The sequence below is a fragment of the Acidibrevibacterium fodinaquatile genome (assembly GCF_003352165.1).
Classification (GTDB): Bacteria; Pseudomonadota; Alphaproteobacteria; order Acetobacterales; family Acetobacteraceae; genus Acidibrevibacterium; species Acidibrevibacterium fodinaquatile.
This window is the reverse complement of record NZ_CP029176.1, coordinates 1,728,641-1,746,326: the sequence shown is the minus strand read 5'-3', so window position 1 is coordinate 1,746,326 and position 17,686 is coordinate 1,728,641. Positions and strand designations below refer to the sequence as shown.

Annotated in this window: 12 protein-coding genes; 4 read left to right on the top strand and 8 right to left on the bottom strand. The window is 67.0% G+C overall.

Going from position 1 to position 17,686, the window contains the following annotated elements; genetic code table 11:
• The first annotated feature begins 1 nt into the window (after window position 1).
• From rnr to DEF76_RS08405, 3 genes are read left to right on the top strand one after another with little or no spacing between them, the layout of a single operon-like run.
• Window positions 2-2,215, top strand: coding sequence for a ribonuclease R (gene rnr, locus DEF76_RS08415; protein ID WP_240319156.1), 2,214 nt, complete (start codon window positions 2-4; stop codon window positions 2,213-2,215).
• Window positions 2,212-3,741 (top strand): S41 family peptidase, encoded by a 1,530-nt coding sequence (locus DEF76_RS08410; RefSeq protein ID WP_114911950.1) that lies wholly within the window; start codon window positions 2,212-2,214, stop codon window positions 3,739-3,741. Before rnr ends, DEF76_RS08410 begins: the two co-directional genes overlap by 4 nt.
• An 11-nt stretch (window positions 3,742-3,752) precedes the next feature.
• Entirely contained in the window at window positions 3,753-4,379 is a 627-nt protein-coding gene (locus DEF76_RS08405) for an FMN-binding negative transcriptional regulator (RefSeq protein WP_114911949.1), read from the top strand.
• A gap of 100 nt (window positions 4,380-4,479) precedes the next feature.
• Here DEF76_RS08405 and DEF76_RS08400 read toward each other — a convergent pair whose 3' ends face one another.
• The 3 genes from DEF76_RS08400 to DEF76_RS08390 form a co-directional block, all read right to left on the bottom strand.
• Window positions 4,480-6,543 (bottom strand): BTAD domain-containing putative transcriptional regulator, encoded by a 2,064-nt coding sequence (locus DEF76_RS08400; protein ID WP_162800563.1) that lies wholly within the window; start codon window positions 6,541-6,543, stop codon window positions 4,480-4,482.
• 295 nt (window positions 6,544-6,838) lie between these two features.
• Entirely contained in the window at window positions 6,839-8,227 is a 1,389-nt protein-coding gene (locus DEF76_RS08395) for a glutamate--cysteine ligase (protein ID WP_114911947.1), read from the bottom strand.
• A gap of 62 nt (window positions 8,228-8,289) precedes the next feature.
• Window positions 8,290-9,006, bottom strand: a complete 717-nt coding sequence (locus DEF76_RS08390) for a 16S rRNA (uracil(1498)-N(3))-methyltransferase (protein ID WP_114913756.1) — start codon at window positions 9,004-9,006, stop codon at window positions 8,290-8,292.
• Between the two features lie 22 nt (window positions 9,007-9,028).
• Between DEF76_RS08390 and ubiA the strand changes: the two genes are divergently transcribed.
• Complete coding sequence (ubiA, locus tag DEF76_RS08385; RefSeq protein ID WP_114911946.1) at window positions 9,029-9,934, top strand: 4-hydroxybenzoate octaprenyltransferase; 906 nt, start codon at window positions 9,029-9,031, stop codon at window positions 9,932-9,934.
• Window positions 9,935-9,937: 3 nt separating this feature from the next.
• On the opposite strand, the gene DEF76_RS08380 is transcribed toward ubiA, so the two are convergent.
• From DEF76_RS08380 to ntrX, 5 genes are all read right to left on the bottom strand, one after another.
• Window positions 9,938-10,912, bottom strand: a complete 975-nt coding sequence (locus DEF76_RS08380; RefSeq protein ID WP_240319154.1) for an alpha/beta fold hydrolase — start codon at window positions 10,910-10,912, stop codon at window positions 9,938-9,940.
• 171 nt (window positions 10,913-11,083) lie between these two features.
• Window positions 11,084-13,792, bottom strand: coding sequence for a valine--tRNA ligase (locus tag DEF76_RS08375; RefSeq protein ID WP_114911945.1), 2,709 nt, complete (start codon window positions 13,790-13,792; stop codon window positions 11,084-11,086).
• A gap of 165 nt (window positions 13,793-13,957) precedes the next feature.
• A complete protein-coding gene (locus DEF76_RS08370) occupies window positions 13,958-14,521 on the bottom strand; it encodes a DUF2497 domain-containing protein (RefSeq protein ID WP_114911944.1) in 564 nt (187 codons plus the stop codon).
• Window positions 14,522-14,634: 113 nt separating this feature from the next.
• Window positions 14,635-16,206 carry a TolC family outer membrane protein gene (locus tag DEF76_RS08365; RefSeq protein WP_240319152.1) on the bottom strand — a complete coding sequence of 524 codons (1,572 nt, stop codon included), beginning with the start codon at window positions 16,204-16,206 and terminating at the stop codon, window positions 14,635-14,637.
• A 79-nt stretch (window positions 16,207-16,285) separates the two neighbouring features.
• Window positions 16,286-17,677 (bottom strand): nitrogen assimilation response regulator NtrX, encoded by a 1,392-nt coding sequence (gene ntrX, locus DEF76_RS08360; protein ID WP_114911943.1) that lies wholly within the window; start codon window positions 17,675-17,677, stop codon window positions 16,286-16,288.
• Window positions 17,678-17,686: the final 9 nt, after the last annotated feature.

Here is a 17,686-nt window from a genome sequence, read left to right as displayed (position 1 = left end):
CGTGGCACGGCGCGGCGGCTTTCTGCCCGACTTGGCGGAACTCCGCCGCTTTCTCGCCGATCAGCCCGGTCGCCTCGGCAAGCGCGAGATCAGCCGCGCCTTCGGCCTCGGCCCCGAACATCGCGCCGGGTTGCGCGATCTCCTGCGCGCGCTCGCCGAGGAGGGCGAAATCGCCCCCGCCGGCGCCCGCCGCTATCGCGCGCCGGGGCGTCTGCCCGAGATTCTGCCGGTCGAGGTCATTAGCCTCGATCGCGACGGCGAAGCGGTGGCGCGGCCGCTCGACTGGACCGCAGACGGGCCGGCGCCGGCGATCCTGATGGCGCCCGAGCCGCGCGGGCGGCCGGCGCTGGCGCTTGGCGCGCGGGTGCTGGCGCGGCTCCGCCCGATCGCCCATGGCCGCTATGAGGGGCGCACGGTCAAGCGGCTCAGCGACCGCCAGGGTCGTATCCTCGGCGTGTTTCGTGCAAGCGTGGCGGCCTCGCCGCATCCCGATGCCGGGCGGATCGTGCCCGCGGATCGCCGCGCGCGGGCGGAATGGCGCGTGCCGCCGGGCGAGAGCGGCGGCGCCGAGCCGGGCGAAATCGTCGAGGCGATCCCGCTGCCAACACTCGGTTATGGGCTGAAGCCAGCGCGCGTCATCGCCCGGCTCGGCCGCGAGGGCGAAGCACGCGCGGTGAGCTTGCTCGCGATTGCCGCGCACGACATTCCCGTCGATTTTTCAGAGGCGGCGCTCGCCGAGGCGGCGCGCGCCGGCGCCGTTCCGCTCGCCGCGCGCGAGGATTTGCGCGCCGTCCCCTTGATCACCATCGATGGCCCGGACGCCCGCGATTTCGACGATGCGGTGTTCGCCGAGCCGGTGATCGGCGGCGGTTTTCGCCTGATCGTCGCGATCGCCGATGTCGCGCATTATGTGCGCCCCGGCTCGGCGCTCGACCAGGCGGCGCGCACGCGCGGCAACAGCGTCTATTTTCCCGATCGCGTGGTGCCGATGCTGCCCGAGGCGCTGTCTGCCGGCTGGTGCAGCCTGCGCCCGGGTGAGCCGCGCGGCTGTCTTTTCGTCGAGATGCGGATTGCCGCCAATGGCGAGACGCTGAGCCATCGCTTCGGCCGCGGCCTGATGCAAAGCCATGCGCGACTGACCTATGACGAGGTCGAGGATGCGCATCAATCCGGCCAGATGGCGAGCCTTCTCGACCCGCTCTATGGCGCCTTTCGGGCATTGCAGGCGCAGCGCATGGCGCGCGGCGCGCTCGATCTCGATCTCCCCGAGCAAGTGGTGACGCTGGACGCGGCCGGGCGAATCGCGTCCATTCGGCCGCGCGTGCGCCGCGACAGCCATCGCCTGATCGAGGAATTCATGGTGCTCGCCAATGTCGCCGCCGCCGAGACGCTGGAGGCGCGGCGCGTGCCCTGCCTCTTTCGCGTCCACGCGCCGCCGGCGCCAGAGAAACTCGTGGCCTTGCGTGACATGCTGGCGGGTTTCGGGATCAGGCTTGCGCCCGGCGACCGGCTGCATCCGCGCGATCTCGGCGCCGTGCTCGATCGCATCACGGGCCGGCCGGAGGCGCCGCTGGTCAACGAGACCATGCTCCGCAGCCTCTCGCAGGCCGCCTACAGCCCGGAAAATATCGGCCATTTCGGCCTCGCCCTGGCCCGCTACGCGCATTTCACCAGCCCGATTCGCCGCTATGCCGATCTTCTCGTCCATCGCGCTTTGATCCACGCCCTTCACCTCGGCCCGGATGGGCTGCAACCCGATGAGGTCGCCAGCCTCGAGGATGTCGCATCGCACATCACCGCAACCGAGCGCCGCGCCGCCGCCGCCGAGCGGGCGGCGATCGAGCGCTATCTCGCGGCTTTCCTCGCCGATCGCATCGGAGAAAATTTCGCCGCCCGCATTTCCGGCGTGACGCGCGCGGTTTTATTCGTCACATTGTTGGAAACGGGTGCCAGCGGAATCGTTCCGCTCTCGTCTCTGCCTGATGATGAATGGATGTTCGACTTCGGATCGCAAATGCTGTCAGGGCGTCGGCGCCGGATCAGCTATCGGCTCGCCCAGGCGGTCACGGTGCGGCTTATCGAAGCCAATCCGCTCACCGGCGGCATGATATTCCACATCCTCGATGAGACGTCCGGCACACCCGCCACGCGCCCGAGGCTGGCCGGCAAGCGGGCGGCGAAGACGAAGCGGCCCTCGTCGTCGCGGCGAACGTGAAAACGGCGCGTTTTTTGCTCCTGCTGCTGTTTGCGTGGCCGGCCCAGGCGCAAAATGTCGCCGGGGCGGCATTCCCGACGCCGCTCGCGGGGCAGGTCTTCGCCGCCGCCTATGCCTTCATGGCGCCGCGCACGCTCGAGCCAGTGCCGATCCCGCGCCTTGCGCTCTGGCTTTTGCGTGGGCTCGCGGTGATGGACCCCTCGCTTTCGGTCACGCTGCAGGACGGGCAAGTGGAACTCCGGGTCGGCGGGGAGGTGCGGCTCACGCGCGCCGCCCCGGCCGCCGAGGACGCCGCAGGGTGGGGAGAGATCACCGCCGCGGTCGCCGCAAGTGGCTGGGAGGCCTCGGCACTGGTCCGCCGCGGCGGCATGCAAGGGCTCATCCGCGGCCTGTTCGATGAGTTGTTCACCCATCTCGACCCCTATTCGCGCTATTCGCCGCCCGGCGAGATCGAAATCGACCGCCAAGGCCGGCGTAGTGACGGCGGCGTCGGGCTGATCCTCGATCAGCGCGACGGCGGCATCACCGTTGCCGCGGTGCTTGCGGGAACCCCGGCCGCGCGCGCCGGCATCCAACCCGGCGCGGTCGTTCTCGCGCTCGATCACGAGCCGGTCGGGCATGCCGACGCGGTCGCCGTCGCCGCGATGCTGACCGGGCCGAGCGCCAGCCATGTCCGGGTAACGTTACGCACGCGCGAGGGGCGGCGCGAGACTTTCGATCTCGTGCGCGCCCCGGTCGCGGCGCAGACCGTCTTCGTCAGCGCCTTGGCCGATGACATCGCCATGCTTCGCCTGACCGGATTTCAGCGCGGCACCGACCAACAGGTGGACGCGGCGCTGAACGGTGTTTTTTCAGGGCGCGTGCGGCCGCGTGGCATCGTCCTCGATTTGCGTGGCAATCGCGGCGGCCTGTTGCAGCAATCGGTGAGCGTCGTCGGCTCCCTGCTGGGCGCCGGACTGATCGCCACCACCGCCGGGCGCGATCCGATGGCGAACCGGGTGCTCGCCGCCGATGCCGAGCCGCACGCCGATGACGTTCCGGTGGCCGTGCTGGTCGATGGCCGCACCGCCAGCGCCGCCGAGATCACCGCCGCGGCCTTGGCCGATAATCGCCGCGCCGTCGTGCTCGGCAGCGCGACGCTCGGCAAAGGCCTGATCCAGACGGTGACGACGCTGCCCGATGGTGGCGAATTATACGTAACCTGGAGCCGTGTTCTGGCGCCGCTCGGCTGGCCGATCCAGGATCTCGGCCTGTTGCCGCAGATCTGCACCAGCCTCGGCGCCACGCTGCTGGCGCAGGAATGGGAGGATCTCGATGCCGGCAAGCGGCCTCTGGCGACAGCTCTCGCCGCCCATCGCACCGCGCGGGCGCCGGTGCCGCCGGACATCGTTCTCGAGATTCGCGGCGCCTGCCCGGCGGCGCTCGGCACCGATGCCGATCTCGAGGCGGCGCATTATCTGCTGACCCATCCGGTGGCCTACGCCAACGCCTTGCTGCCGCCGCAATTCCTGCCCGCGACACCCTGAGGGAGGAACGCATGTATAATCCGCCGGCATTTCGCGAAGATCGTCTCGAGGTCTTGCAGGCTATGATGCGGGCGGCGCCGCTCGCCAATCTGATCATCGCCGCAGGCAGCGGGTTCGAGGCGAGCCCCCTCCCCTTACTGCTCGACCCGGAGCCGGCGCCGCTCGGCACGCTTTCGGGCCATATCGCCCGCGGCAATCCCCTGGCACGCGGCGACGGGGCGATGGCGCTCGCCATTTTCATGGGAACGGATGCCTATATCTCGCCCTCGTTTTATCCGAGCAAGCGCGAAACCGGGCGGGTGGTGCCGACCTGGAACTACGTCACCATCCATGCCGAGGGACGGCTTCACTTTTTTGACGAGCCGGCCCGGCTCCTCACCCTGGTCAAGCGATTGACCGAGCGCCACGAGAGCGGGCGGGCCACGCCCTGGGCGGTCGAGGACGCGCCGGCGGATTTCATTGCCGCCCAGCTCAAGGGCATCGTTGGCTTCACGCTGACCCTGACGCGGCTCGAAGGCAAATGGAAAATGAGCCAGAACCGCACACCCGCCGATCGCGCCGGGGTCGTCGCCGGTCTCAGGGACGCGGGCCGCACGGATGTCGCGGCGCTGATCAATGGCGCGCCGCCCGAACGCTAGAGCAAGGTAGGTTTTGATTGAACCATCCTGTTCAATCAAAACCGGCCAACTTGCTCGCCAAAATAGGGGTAGAGCGTGATCGACTTAAACCGATCACGCTCTAGCGCGCGGGAAGTTCGGGGACGCCGGCGAGACGCAGGCCTTCGGCGAGAAGGTCGCGATCGGCGGCGCGGGAAAGCAGGCACTGGTCGAGAATGCTGACGACGCTGTGGCCGGGATCGAGATGCCCGAACCGCGCCCGCACTTGCGCGGCATCGGCGTTGCGGCCGAGATGGCCGAGGGCTGCGAGATGCATCGGATAGACGGCGCGGAAGGAGGGCCGGATCTCGCTGATTTCGCGGGCGAGGATGGCGGTGGTTTCAAAGTCGCCGCGGAGGAACGCGAGCAGCGCCAGGCCGAGATCGATCACGAAAGCCTGCGGATCGAGCGGCACCAGCTCCTTATAGCGGGCGAAGCGTTGCTCGGCGGCGGAGAGATCGCCGCGACCGAGTTCGGTGATACCGGCCAAGCCCCAAGCGAGCGGGAGGTTCGGGTTGAGGGTCACCGCCCGACGGCTGAACGCCAGCGCCTCGTCATGGCGCCGCGCAAGCGCCGATTTGATGTAGCCGGCAATGGCGAAGGCGCGGGCATCCTGCGGGTCGATCGCAATCGCCTGCTGCGCCGCGGCAGCGGCGCGGGCGCGGGCCTCCTCGGGGTTGGCAGCCCAGCCCTGAGCGATCAGGAGGGCGTTCCAGAGGGCGATCTCTGCCCGTGGCGCCGCGTAATCAGGGTCGAGTTCGGCGGCGAGATCGAGGAGCGAGCCGGCCGCGAGGAATTGCGTGCGATCGAGACGGACCATGAGCCCGCGCGCGCGCAGCATCGCCTCATAGGCGGAAATGTCGCGCTCGACGCGTCCGGCTGCGCTGGCCTGCGGTTGGGCTGCGCGGCGGATTTCGAGATGCTGTGCCTCGAGGTCGATTCGCGCCGCGGCAAGGGCGGCGACGCGGTCCTGAAGACCGAGCGGGTCGTCGGCGCGATGGTCGAAACGCTGCACCCAGGCGATGTGGTTGCCGGCATGGAGATCGATGAGGCGGAGTGTCACGCGATGCATGTCCCCCGCTGTCGTGCGCTGGCGCTGAAGCGTGCCATCGACCAGGAAATCGAGGCCGAAGGCGCGGCGGAGCGCGGTTTCATCGCGGGTTTCGGTCGCGAAGCGGGCCAGCGCCGAGCAGGAAACGAGGTCGAGCCAGCGGAACGGGGTGAGCGCGCTGGTGATTTCCTCGGCGATGACGATCGCGAGTTCACCGGCGCCGCCACGCCCATGCGAGTCGTCGCCGAAATTCTGAAGCGGCAGCACGCCGAGCCGTCTGCCGCTGCGGACCTGCGGCGGCGCCGCAATCGGGCTGCGGTTTTTGAGCGGCGGCGCGTTGCCGGAGCGGATTTCGGCAAGCAATTCGCGGGTCTCATCCGATGGCAGGGCGTCCAGCGCTTGCGCCAAGGCGGCGCGGCAGCGCCCGAAGGCCTCGATCGCGAGCCCCCGCTCACCGCGCACGGCATAGGCGTGAATGAGCGCCCGCCATGCGCCTTCGTGGGTTTGATCGATGGCGAGGAGCTGCTGGGCGGCGGTGATCATGCCGTCCGGCGTCGTTTGTTCGGCGAGCAGCGCTTCGGCGACGGCGCGGGCATGGCCGCGCACCCGATTGCGTTCGCCGGCGAGCCAGAGATCGGCGGCGGGATCGAGGCCACTGAGATCGGCGAGCAATTCACCGCCGATCAGGCGCAAAGCCTCGGGCATGGCGGGCGTCGCGCGCAGCACCTCGGCGACGTCGATCCAGGTGGTGCCGGGGCGGAGCGCGATCTGTTCGCGCCCGATCGCCAGTACCTCGGGGCCGAGCGGGCCAAGGCAATCGAGCAGGCGATGAATTTCCTGGCGCAGCGAGCCGCGCGCCTGCTCCTCGGGGCGGCCGCTCCACAGCGTCTCGGCGATCCAGGCGCGACTGACCGGGCGCGGCGCCGCCAGCGCCAGCATGGCCAGCAAGGCGCGGGTTTTGCGCCCGTTGGGGAGCGCGCTGTCGCCATTGGCCGCGGCCGCTTCCATCGCGCCGAACAGCCTGAGGCGCAGCCGCTCTTCGCCGGCACGGGCGGCGGGGCGCCCGAGGGAGGTGAGTTCGGCAGTGCGTGACATCAGCATTTTTTTATAGTTACAGAGTCCCGTGTGGACTGCAAGCATTTCTGTTTGCCGCGCTCCATCGCGCCGACATGGCGGCAGTGCTAAAATGTCATTTCCGAAAAGAATCGGTGGTCGAAATCCCGATATCGACGACGTCGTGCATTTTTAGCGCATCGCAATATTTAATAATCCGGCGAGACGGGAAAAAGACGCGCGCGGGCCGAAACGGCCCCAAAGAGTACGAAGGCACATTTTTGTGACCGCGCCGCGCCGCGAGTGCGACGCGTCGCGCATCGCCCGCGCTTGCCGGTCAAAGCCGCGATTCGTGGAAAATCTGCCGCGTGTCGCCGGCCCAGGCGGTCTCGTTGCGGGCGAGCCAATGCTCGGCCTGGGTCGGCCCGCCTGCAACGATCTCCGCCAGCGGGGCGAGGAAGCGGCGCTCATCGCTGCCGTCGGCGTCGTGCCGGGCGCGGGCGCGCAACCCGTCGCTCGCGATCATCACCACGTCGCGGGCGAGATCGCGCAACGTCCCATCCGGCCGCGCCGGCGTCGGCCATGGGGCATGGAGCCCAAGGCGCGGCACCACGGCGCGCAACGCCGCGAAATCCTGCCAGGGCCGCGCCCGCACCAGCGCCGCGGCGGCCGCCAGGGCGGCATCGTCATAAAGGATCCCGGTCCAGAGCGCGCTCTGCGCCAGCATCATCGCCGGCGAGCCGGCATCCGCCCCGCGCATCTCGAGGAATCGCTTGAGTCGGACATCGGTGAAAACGGTGGTCAGATGATCCGCGAAATCCCCCATCACCGCATGCGTGCCGGGCACCGCATCGAGGCCGTGGTCGAGAAAGCGGCGGAAGGATTGGCCGGCGAGATCGATGAAGCCATCGGCGCGCTGGATGAAATACATCGGCACGTCGAGCACCCACTCGACATAGCGTTCGAAACCGAAGCCGTCTTCGAAAAACACCGCCGGCATGCCGGTGCGATCGGGGTCGGTGTCGGTCCAGACCTGAGCCCGGTAAGAAAGAAACCCGTTCGGCCGCCCCTCGGTGAAAGGGGAATTGGCGAAGAGGGCGGTTGCCAGCGGCTGCAACGCCAGCGCGACGCGAAGCTTCCGCACCATATCGGCTTCCGAGGCATAATCGAGATTGACTTGCACCGTGCAGGTGCGGAGCATCATGTCGAGGCCGAGCGCACCCCGCATCGGCATATAGCGGCGCATGATGGCGTAACGGCTTTTCGGCATCCACGGCATCGCCTCGCGCCGGGCCAGCGGATGAAAGCCGAGCGCGGCGAAGCCGAGGCCGAGCGGGTCGGCGGCGTCGTGCATCTCGGCGAAATGCGTCGCCATTTCGCGCGCCGTCGCGTGGAGATCGGGGAGCAAGCCGCCCGAAAGTTCCAATTGCCCCCCCGGCTCGAGCGAGATCGAAGCCTGGTTGCGCCGATCCCCGCCCTTGAGCCCGATCATCCGGCCGCGATCGAGGATCGGCGCCCAGCCGGCGCGCTCGAAGCCGCCGAGAACGGCGCCGATGCCGTCTGGCTCATAGGGTGGGGGAGACAAATCGGCGAGGCGGAAGCCGAATTTTTCGTGCTCGGTGCCGATCCGCCAAGCCTCGCGCGGCTTGCACCCGGCTTCGAGCCACGCGGCGAGCTGGCGCCGGTCGGTGATGGGGGTGGCGTCGATCTCACCAGGATTGGACATGCGGCGTTCGTGACCTTTTGGTGCGCCACCGGGACAGCAGCGCGGGAGATGGGCGGGCGCGATCAAGGCGGTCGGGGCGCGGCCTGAAGCAGGGCCAACCCGACGATCGCGGCGGTTTCGGCGCGGAGGATGCGTGGTCCGAGCGTCGCCGGCTCTACAAAGGGACGCGCGCGCAGATCGTCAAGCTCCGCCGGCGCGAATCCTCCCTCCGGCCCAACGATCAGCGCAGTGGGCCCCTCGCCGGCGGCCGGCGGCGGCGCTGCGGCGCGCTCGATCGCGGCAACCAAGCGGCGCGTGCGCGGCCAGCCGGCGAGGAGGTCGGAAAGCGGCTGCGGCGCCCTGATCTCCGGCAGCGACAGCCTTTCGCTCTGCTCCGCCGCTTCGCGCGCGATCGCTTCCAGCCGCGCGAGATTGATCCGCTCGCCGAGGCTATGCATCGTGATCACCGGAAAAATCGCGGCAACCCCGAGTTCGGTCGCCTTCTGGATGACGAGGTCGGTCGCCTGGCGCTTGAGAAGGGCGAAGACCAGCCAGAGATCGGGGAGCTGCTCCGTGGTCGGCGCGCGCAGCGCGGTTTCGATCGCAAGCGCTGCGGCGCCGCGGCGAAGGCTGTTGATCCGCGCCCGCCATTCCCCGTCGCGCGCGTTGAAAACGGCGATTTCGGCGCCCGCGGCAAGCCGCATGACACTCCCGAGATAATGTGCCTGATCGGGGGAGAGGGGCACGATAGCGCCGGCGGCGAGCGAAGCGGGCGCGTAAAGGCGGATTGACCTTGGCATGATAGCGATCAGATTAGCACCCATGAGCGCCCATACCGATATCGTTCGCGACGGTTTCATCGCCCGCCTGCCAAAGCGCTGGCAGCCCTTTTTCCTGCTCGCCCGCCTCGATCGGCCGATCGGCGCCTGGCTTTTGTTTCTCCCCGGCCTCTGGAGCATCCTGCTCGCGCGGCCCCGATTGGGGCGGATGCTGTGGCTCATCGTCCTTTTTGCCGTCGGCAGCGTTCTGATGCGTGCCGCCGGCTGCATCGTCAACGACATGTGGGACCGCGATCTCGACCGCCGGGTCGCGCGCACCGCCGGCCGGCCGCTTGCCGCGGGCGTGCTCGGGATGCGGCAGGCGGCGGTTTTTCTTCTCGCCCTACTCGCGCTTTCGCTCGTCATTCTTTTGCAGCTGCCGACGCTTGCGCAAATCCTCGGGGTTGCGTCGCTCGCGCTGGTCGCAACCTACCCGCTCGCCAAGCGCGTCACCTGGTGGCCGCAGATCATGCTCGGCGTCACCTTCGGCTGGGGCGCGCCGCTCGGCTACGCCGCCGCCGCCGGCCGGCTCGACGCCGCCGCCGCTGCGCTCTATCTCGCCGCAATCCTGTGGATCCTCGGCTATGACACCATCTACGCGCATCAGGATCGCGAGGACGACGCCCTCATCGGCGTGAAATCGACGGCGCGCCTGTTTGGCCGCCACACGCGGGCGTTTCTCGCCGTCTGTTATGCGCTGGCGCTGCTCGCGCTGCTCGCCGCGGGCGATTTCGCCGGCCTCGGAAACGGGTTTTTCGCCGCCCTCGCCGTGCCGGCAGCACTACTCGCCCGGCAAGTGATCGCCCTCGACATCGACGACCCCGGGCTCTGCCTGCGTCTTTTCAAGGCCAATCGCGAGGCGGGGCTTGCGATCGCGCTCGCGATCGCGCTTGGGGGGTGGTTCACGTGAGGGTCATCGCCGTTCGATCCAGGTTTGCGCCGCGCGATCGGCGCCGGAGGGTAACGGCGCCGCCGGGGCTTGCAACCAGTGGAGAATGTCGCCGATCACGGTGGCGCGATCCTGATCGCGGAGCAGCAAGTGATAGCCCTCGGGATAATAGGCCAGCCGCAAATCCGCCGGCGCCGCGACCAGCAATTTGCGCCACGCGGCCGCCATCGCCGGTTTCGGCACCAATGCATCATGCCCGCCATAGAGCACCAGGGTCGGCGCCGCGACGTGCCGGCCTGCCGCTTGCGCCTCGTCCATGAGATCGACGAGGCCGCGCACGGTGCCGATCCGGGTCTCGTGAATGGTCAGCGGATCGGTGGAGAGGCGGATCAAGGCGGCGCGATTGTCGCTCGCCGTCACGTGCGCGGCGGCGCCGGTGAGCCGCCAGTTGGGGGCGGCGCTGGCGCTGAGCCAGAGGGCGGCGCGGAGGAAAACATTCATCTCCGACCACCCCCAGACCGCCGGCGCGACCAGCACATAGCCGGCAACCGGCGGCGCCTCGGCGCTTGCGGCGAGGCAGAGCAGCACCGCGCCGCCCATGCTCTCGCCCATCAGATAGAGCGGGATGTGCGGGTACTCGGCATGGAGCAAGCGGGCCATATGCGCCGCGTCTTGCACCAAGCGGGCGCTGCCCGGCCAGCCGCCGCGCTCGGGCGCGGTGCCGAAGCCGCGCTGATCGGGGGCGTAGAGGGCGATGCCGGCGGCGGCGAAAGCGGGGGCCGGAATTTCGAAAGCATCGCGGCTGTCATTAAACCCATGCAAGGCGAGCATGACGGCTTGCGGCGGCGCGCCAGCGGGCAGCCAGCGGCGATAGGCCAGACGCGCCCCGTCCGCCATGACGAACGCGCCATCCTCCTCGGTCGGCGGCGGCGTGACGGTAGGCGCGTGGTGCCCCGGCGCGATGGCGCAGGCCGCGAGTGTCGTTACCAATCCCAGCATCACCGCTCGCCGTCTCATGTTTGCCGCTTGCATTTCCTTCGACGCTGTCGTCCATCGGACGCGGGTCAATATGTTCCATCGGACGCGGGTGAATGTGCATTGTCGGCTACCCCAACCCCAGGTCGCCGCTCGACGGCCCGGTGATGTCTCCCAGGCGCCGTAAAATGGGCATTATCCGCCGATGCGTGCGAGCGCTTCGGCGATGGCTTCTTTCTCGGCGCTGGCGGCTGACATTTTTGCCCGGGTCTCCTCGATGATTTCGGGCGGCGCGCGCTTGGCGAAATCGGGATTCTCCAATTTGCGGAAGTGGCGCTCGAACTCGGCATTCGCTTCGTCGCGTTTCTTGCGCAGGCGCGCCCGTTCGGTGTCGAGATCGATGACGTCGGCGAGCTGGAGGAAAGCTTTGGTCGCGCCATTGTCGATCACGATCTGCACACAGCCGGCAGGCGGGGCACCTTCAATCAGATCAATGTGTGAAACCCGCCCGAGGCGGCGGATTTCGCTGTTCCATGCTTCAAAGAGCGGAACGTTGCTCTGATAGAGAAGCGGGATTTGACGCGAGGGCGGAACATTGAGCACGGCGCGGGTTGCGCGGATTTCCGAGATCAGCGCAATGGCGCGCTCGACATCGCTGTGGCTTTCCGAACGCTCCTGCCCGGAGACGGTGGGCCATGGCGCGCGGATCAGGCTACCCTCGGCGCCGAAGCCGAAATGGTGCCAGAGGGTTTCGGTGACGAACGGCATGACAGGGTGGAGGAGGCGGAGGATGATGCCGAACACGTGCGCTGCGACGGCGCGAAACTCCGGCTGAAATGTTGTCTCGTAATGCTCCGTTCCTATAAGAGTCGGTTTGATGAATTCCAAATACCAATCGCAATAGGTGTTCCAGAGAAAGCGATAGCAAACTTGCGCGTATTCGTCGAAACGATAGGCTTCGAGCGCCTTCGTCGCCTCGGCGATCGCGCCGTCGGCGGCATCCAGAATCCAGCGCGAAAGCCGATGCCGTACCTGCGCCGGATCGAAATCCGCGACCGGCGCGATGCCGTTCATTTCGCAAAACCGCGCCGCGTTCCAGAGTTTCGTGACAAAACTCCGCTGGCTTTCGACGCGGCTTCGGCCAAGCTTGATATCGCGCCCCGGCCCGGCGGCAGCGCAGATGGTAAAGCGCAAGGCGTCAGCGCCGAATTCATCGATCAACGCCAGCGGATCGATGACATTTCCCTTCGATTTGGACATTTTCTGGCCGCGCTCATCACGCACCAAGCCGTGGATGTAAACATCTCGGAACGGCACATCGCCCATGAAATGATGGCCCATCATCATCATCCGCGCGACCCAGAAGAAGATGATGTCAAACCCCGTCACCAACACATCGGTCGGGTAATAGCGCTTGAGTTCCTTCGTTTCCTCCGGCCAGCCGAGGGTGGAGAATGGCCATAGCGCCGAGCTGAACCAGGTATCGAGCACATCCTCGTCCTGGCGGAGTTCGACGTCGCGGCCAAGTTGCTCGCGTGCCAGCCGTTGCGCTTCCTCCGCGTTTTCAGCAACGAACACTTCGCCCTCGGGCCCATACCATGCGGGAATACGATGGCCCCACCAGAGCTGGCGGGAAATGCACCAGGGCTCGATCTCGCGCATCCAAGCAAAAAACGTATTTTGCCATTGTTCCGGCACGAAGCGGGTTTTTCCGGATTCGACTGCGTTGATTGCGGCTTGCGCGAGCACCGAGGCATCGGCGAACCATTGCACCATGCGCAACGGCTCGATCACCACGCCGGAGCGGTCGCCATGCGGCACCTGATGCGTGTGTGGCTCGATTTTTTCGAGAAGATCAATGTCTTTCAACCGCTCGACGATGAGCGCACGCGCAGCGAACCGATCGACCCCTTCAAGGGATCTCAAAAAATCAGCGTCATCTTGGCGAAGCAAATCCAGGTGGATTTCGGCAAGCGTAATTCTGCCTTCACGGTCAATGACCGAAGGCACAACCGGCAAGGTAGGGTGCCGCTGAGCAACATTCCAATCATTGAAATCATGCGCCGGCGTGATCTTGACGGCACCCGTCCCCTTCTCAGGATTGCTGTATTCATCCGCGATGACAGGAATCATCCGGTTAACGAACGGAAGCTTTGCATATCGGCCAATCAGACCGCGATAACGCGGATCTTCCGGATGCACCGCAACCGCGACATCGCCGAGCATGGTCTCGGGCCGCGTCGTCGCAACCGTGATGGACCATCCCTCCTCGCCATCGATGGGATAGCGAATGTACCAGAGATGGCCTTTGACTTCCCGGCTCTCCACTTCGAGATCGGAGATCGCGGTTTGCAGTTTCGGATCCCAATTGACCAAACGGTAGTCGCGATAGATCAGCTTTTCGCGGTAAAGCCGGACGAAAACGCGCCGCACCGCGGCGGAAAGTCCTTCGTCGAGCGTAAACCGCTCGCGCTGCCAATCCAGCGAAGCGCCGAGGCGGCGCAATTGCCGCGTGATCTCGCCACCGGAGGCGGCTTTCCACTGCCAGACGCGCTCCAGAAATTTTTCGCGCCCGAGTTCCTTGCGCGAGGTGCCCTCGGCCGCGAGCAGGCGCTCAACCACCATTTGCGTCGCAATCCCGGCGTGATCGGTGCCCGGCTGCCACAGCGCATCAAACCCCTGCATGCGCTTCCAGCGGATCAACACGTCTTGCAGGGTGAAGGTGAGCGCATGACCCATATGCAGGCTGCCCGTGACGTTGGGCGGCGGGATCATGATGGTGAAAGGACGCTTGTCGCTCTCCGGCGCGGCGGCGAACGCGCCGGACGTCTCCCAGAGGTCATAGAGCCGCGCTTCCACCGCGCGCGGTGAGAAATTTTTATCCAGCGTGTCGTTTTCAGGCATGTCGCATCCGGCTAAGGGAAAGAACAGGTCCGTTCTTTTTTGAAAAAAAGAACCAAAAAACTTTTCCCCCGAAAGGCACCGCGACACCCGCGCCGGGGGAACGGAAGAAAAGTCTTTTTGCTTCTTTTTCTTCAGAAAAAGAAGAGGCTTTTCTCTTTGCCGGGATCAGGGAACGGCGCGGTTGACCACGCGTTCGATCTCGTTCTGCACCAGGCGTTCGACGAGGGCGGGCAAATGGGCGTCGAGCCAGGTTTTGAGCAGCGGGCGGATTTCTTCGCGCACCAGATCCTCGATCGTCGGCCCGCCGCGATGCACCGGCGTCAGACGATCGGCAGCCAGCGTGCGCACCAGGCCAACGATCGAGGCAGCGGCGCTTTCCGCGGTATCATTCGCAAGCAGCGGCGAATCCCGCTCCACGTCCATGGCGGGCGCAAGCGTTGCCGGCACGTCTTCCGCCGTCGCCGCCATGACCGCCGGCGCGGGCGCCAACGGCTCGGGCTCTGGCTCCGGCTCAGGTTCGGGTTGCGCCGCCATGGCGGCGGGCGCTTCCGCTGGCGTCGCCACCTCGTCCTTGACCAACATCGTCTGGTCGAGCACCAGCACATCGTCCTCGGGCGGTGTGGCGCTGGCCTCTTTCTCGTCCTCGCTCAAAATCCGACGGATCGAGGAGAGGATTTCCTCCATGGAGGGGTCGCCCGCGGCCCCTTCCTTCGGCGTCTCGCTATTCATGCCCACCTCAAACCCTGTTCGCGCCTCATCGCGGCACTCGGCCGGCCCGCGTCTCTGCCCGGTTCTAGCCGCGTTTGCTTAAGACCGGGTTCACGCGACCAGCCAACATGCCCTCAGCGCCCGGGCTGGCCGGTCGCGTAATCGCCGGTGCCGAACCAGCGGTTGCGCACCGCCCGGTAATACGCCGCCTCGTCATAGACCGCGACCGGCAGGTTGAGATCGCGCGCCGTGAGCCGCCCGACCGCCGCGGCGACATTGTAGGAGGCATTCACCAGGTTCGCCAGATCCTGCACCAGCGTCACTTGCGAGGTGAGCAGCGCCTGCTGCGCATTCAAGACGTCGAGCGTGGTGCGGCTGCCGACGATCGCCTCACGCTCGACGCCTTCGAGGGCGATCTGGTTGGAGCGCACGGCGGCGCGATCGCTCGCGATCGCGGCCCGCGCGGCGATCAGCGTCTCCCACGACTGCGTCGCTTGCTGGATCGCGGTGCGGCGCGCCTCGTCGAGGTTCTTGCGCGCCGCCTGCTCATTCTGGCGCGCCTGGCGGATGGCGGCATATTCCGAGCCGCCTTGATAGATCGGCATATTCAAATTCAGCGTCACCTGGCCGCCATTGGCCGCGCTGTAGGGAAAGGCGACGTTCTGCTGGGTGTAGGTCTGGTTCTGCAGACTGACCGTCGGCATCAGGTTGGCGAAGGCGCTGTCGATCGCATCCTGCGCCGCGGCGAGCTGGAACTGAGCGTTGATCACGTTCGGATTATTGGCCGCCGCCAGCTTGTTGACGTTGACCTCGTCCTTGACCGGCAATTTGAGCGGCTGCGGCTCGTTCAAATGCTCGGCCTGTTCGCCGATGATGCTGAGATAGGTCGAGCGCGCGGTTTGCAGCGTGCCCTCGGCGGTTTCGCGCTGGGAGCGCGCCTGCGCCAGCGCCGCCTCCGCTTGCGCGACATCGGTGCGGGTGATCTCGCCGACCCGGAAACGATCGTTGGTGGCTTGTAGCTGCTTGGTCAACACCTGCTCGTTGTTGATGTTGAGGGCGAGCAATTGCTGATCCTCGATCACCGTAACATAGGCGTTGACGGCCTGCGAAAACACCTGCTGCTCGGTCGCGATCAGCTTGGCGCGCTCGGCCATGACGTTGTTCTCGGCCTCTTGCGTCTGGGCATGCACCCTGCCGCCGGTATAGAGCGGCTGGGTCATGTTGGCCTGGGCGATGCCGATATCGCGCGCATTGCCGAAGACTTGGAGTGGCCCAGGCGGGAAATATAACGACTGGGTGCCGTAGCCATAGCCCGCTTCGCCCTGGAAGGTGACCTGCGGGCGCCAGCCGGCGAGCGCGGTCGGCACATTTTCATCGACCGAGCGCAGATGCGCGCGCTCGCTGAGCAAGGTCGGGTTGGTCGAATAAGCGGCGACCAGCGCCGCAACCAGGGTATGCGGCGGCTCGCCCTTCGGCGCGGCCGGCGCGGCCGACGCCGCATGCGGCACGGGCGGCCCCATCACCGGCGCGCCCTGCTGCGCGCTCTTTTGCGCCCCCGGCTTTTGCGCCCCCGGCAGCGACGGGCCGACAAGATCGGGCGGCTGCGCGAGCGTGTCGGCCCAGGCGACGCCGGCAAGGCCCGCGCCGAGGCCAAGCCCCATCATCAGGCCGGCGATCCTTCTCTCCATCCGCGAAAGCCTGTTCATGCCCTCACCCCTTCAATCCCGGCGTGCCGCTTTCTGCCATACTCTCGGCCCGCGCGCCAATCATCCGGCGCGCGAAAAGTCAGCCGCGTTCCTCGCTCTGAAGACCAAGCTGCTTCAATTTGCGATGCAGCGCGCTGCGGTCAAGCCCGACGAACTGCGCGGTGCGGCTGATATGGCCGGAGAAGCGGAGCAATTGCGCTTGCAAATACTGGCTCTCGAACATATCGCGCGCCTCGCGCAGCGGCAGCGCCATGATGTCGGCGTGCGGATCGAGCGCCAGCACGGCGGGCGCGCCGGAGGTGATCTCGGGCGGCAGGGAATCGGCGCGGATCAGATCCCCTGGTGCCACCGGCGCCATGATCATCAGCCAATCCATCAGGTTACGCAATTGGCGGACATTGCCCGGCCAGTCATAGGCCTGCAGCGCGGTCAGCGCGTCGGTCGAAAGCGCGCGCCGCGGCATGCCGGCGCTTTCCGCCGAGCGTTGCAGAAAATGCCGCGCGAGTTCGGGAATATCCTCCCGCCGCTCGCGCAACGAGGGGACACGCAGCGGCACCACGCTGAGCCGGTAATAGAGATCCTCGCGAAAGCGGCCGGCGGCGATTTCGGCCTGGAGGTCGCGATTGGTCGTCGCGATGACACGGACATCGACGCGCACCCGCGCCGCGCCGCCGATCCGCTCGAAGGTCTGATCCTGGAGGGCGCGAACGATCTTGCCCTGGGTTTCGAGCGGCATGTCTGACACCTCATCGAGCAGCAGGGTGCCGCCATGGGCGCGCTCGAGAACACCAGCGCGGCGCGGGCGCAGCGTCGGGTCCGGCCCGGCCTCGATCCCAAACAATTCCTCCTCGAAGCGCCCGGGGCTGAGGGTTGCGCCATTGAGCACGACGAACGGCCCCTCCGCACGGCGCGACAGACGATGGATCAGACGCGCCGCGACCTCTTTCCCCACCCCGGCGGCGCCGCTGATCAGAACGCGCGAGCCGGTCGGCGCCACCCGCTCGATCGCCGCCCGCAGCGCCTCGATCGCGGGCGAGCGGCCGATCAGCTCGTTCTCCGGGCCGGCGCGAAGCCGCAATTCGGCGTTCTCGCGCGCCAGCAGCGCCGCCTCCAGAGCGCGCCGCACGACGAGGAGCAGGCGATCGACCTTGAACGGCTTTTCGATGAAATCATAGGCGCCCTGCTGGATCGCCGCGACCGCCATCTCGATCGTGCCGTGCCCCGAGATCATGATCGCCGGCACTTGCGGCTCCTCGCGATGGAGGATTTCGAGAATGCCGAGCCCATCCATCGTGCTGTCTTGGAGCCAGACATCGAGGATGACGAGCGAGGGCCGGCGCTGGCGAAAGGCGGCGATCGCCTCCTCGGCGGTGCTCGCCGTCCGCGTCTCATAGCCTTCGTCGGAAAGCAGGCCCTCGATGAGCAGCCGAATATCGGGCTCGTCATCGACGATCAGAATGTCATGCGCCATGGGGCAACC

Excerpts from the sequence above, each read along its gene's own strand:
- DEF76_RS08405 (WP_114911949.1), top strand. The coding sequence starts at position 3,753 with ATGTATAATCCGCCGGCATTTCGCGAAGATCGTCTCGAGGTCTTGCAG.
- DEF76_RS08400 (WP_162800563.1), bottom strand. The coding sequence starts at position 6,543 with ATGTCACGCACTGCCGAACTCACCTCCCTCGGGCGCCCCGCCGCCCGT.
- DEF76_RS08395 (WP_114911947.1), bottom strand. The coding sequence starts at position 8,227 with ATGTCCAATCCTGGTGAGATCGACGCCACCCCCATCACCGACCGGCGC.
- DEF76_RS08390 (WP_114913756.1), bottom strand. The coding sequence starts at position 9,006 with ATGCCAAGGTCAATCCGCCTTTACGCGCCCGCTTCGCTCGCCGCCGGC.
- ubiA (WP_114911946.1), top strand. The coding sequence starts at position 9,029 with ATGAGCGCCCATACCGATATCGTTCGCGACGGTTTCATCGCCCGCCTG.
- DEF76_RS08380 (WP_240319154.1), bottom strand. The coding sequence starts at position 10,912 with ATGCTGGGATTGGTAACGACACTCGCGGCCTGCGCCATCGCGCCGGGG.
- DEF76_RS08375 (WP_114911945.1), bottom strand. The coding sequence starts at position 13,792 with ATGCCTGAAAACGACACGCTGGATAAAAATTTCTCACCGCGCGCGGTG.
- DEF76_RS08370 (WP_114911944.1), bottom strand. The coding sequence starts at position 14,521 with ATGAATAGCGAGACGCCGAAGGAAGGGGCCGCGGGCGACCCCTCCATG.
- DEF76_RS08365 (WP_240319152.1), bottom strand. The coding sequence starts at position 16,206 with ATGAACAGGCTTTCGCGGATGGAGAGAAGGATCGCCGGCCTGATGATG.
- ntrX (WP_114911943.1), bottom strand. The coding sequence starts at position 17,677 with ATGGCGCATGACATTCTGATCGTCGATGACGAGCCCGATATTCGGCTG.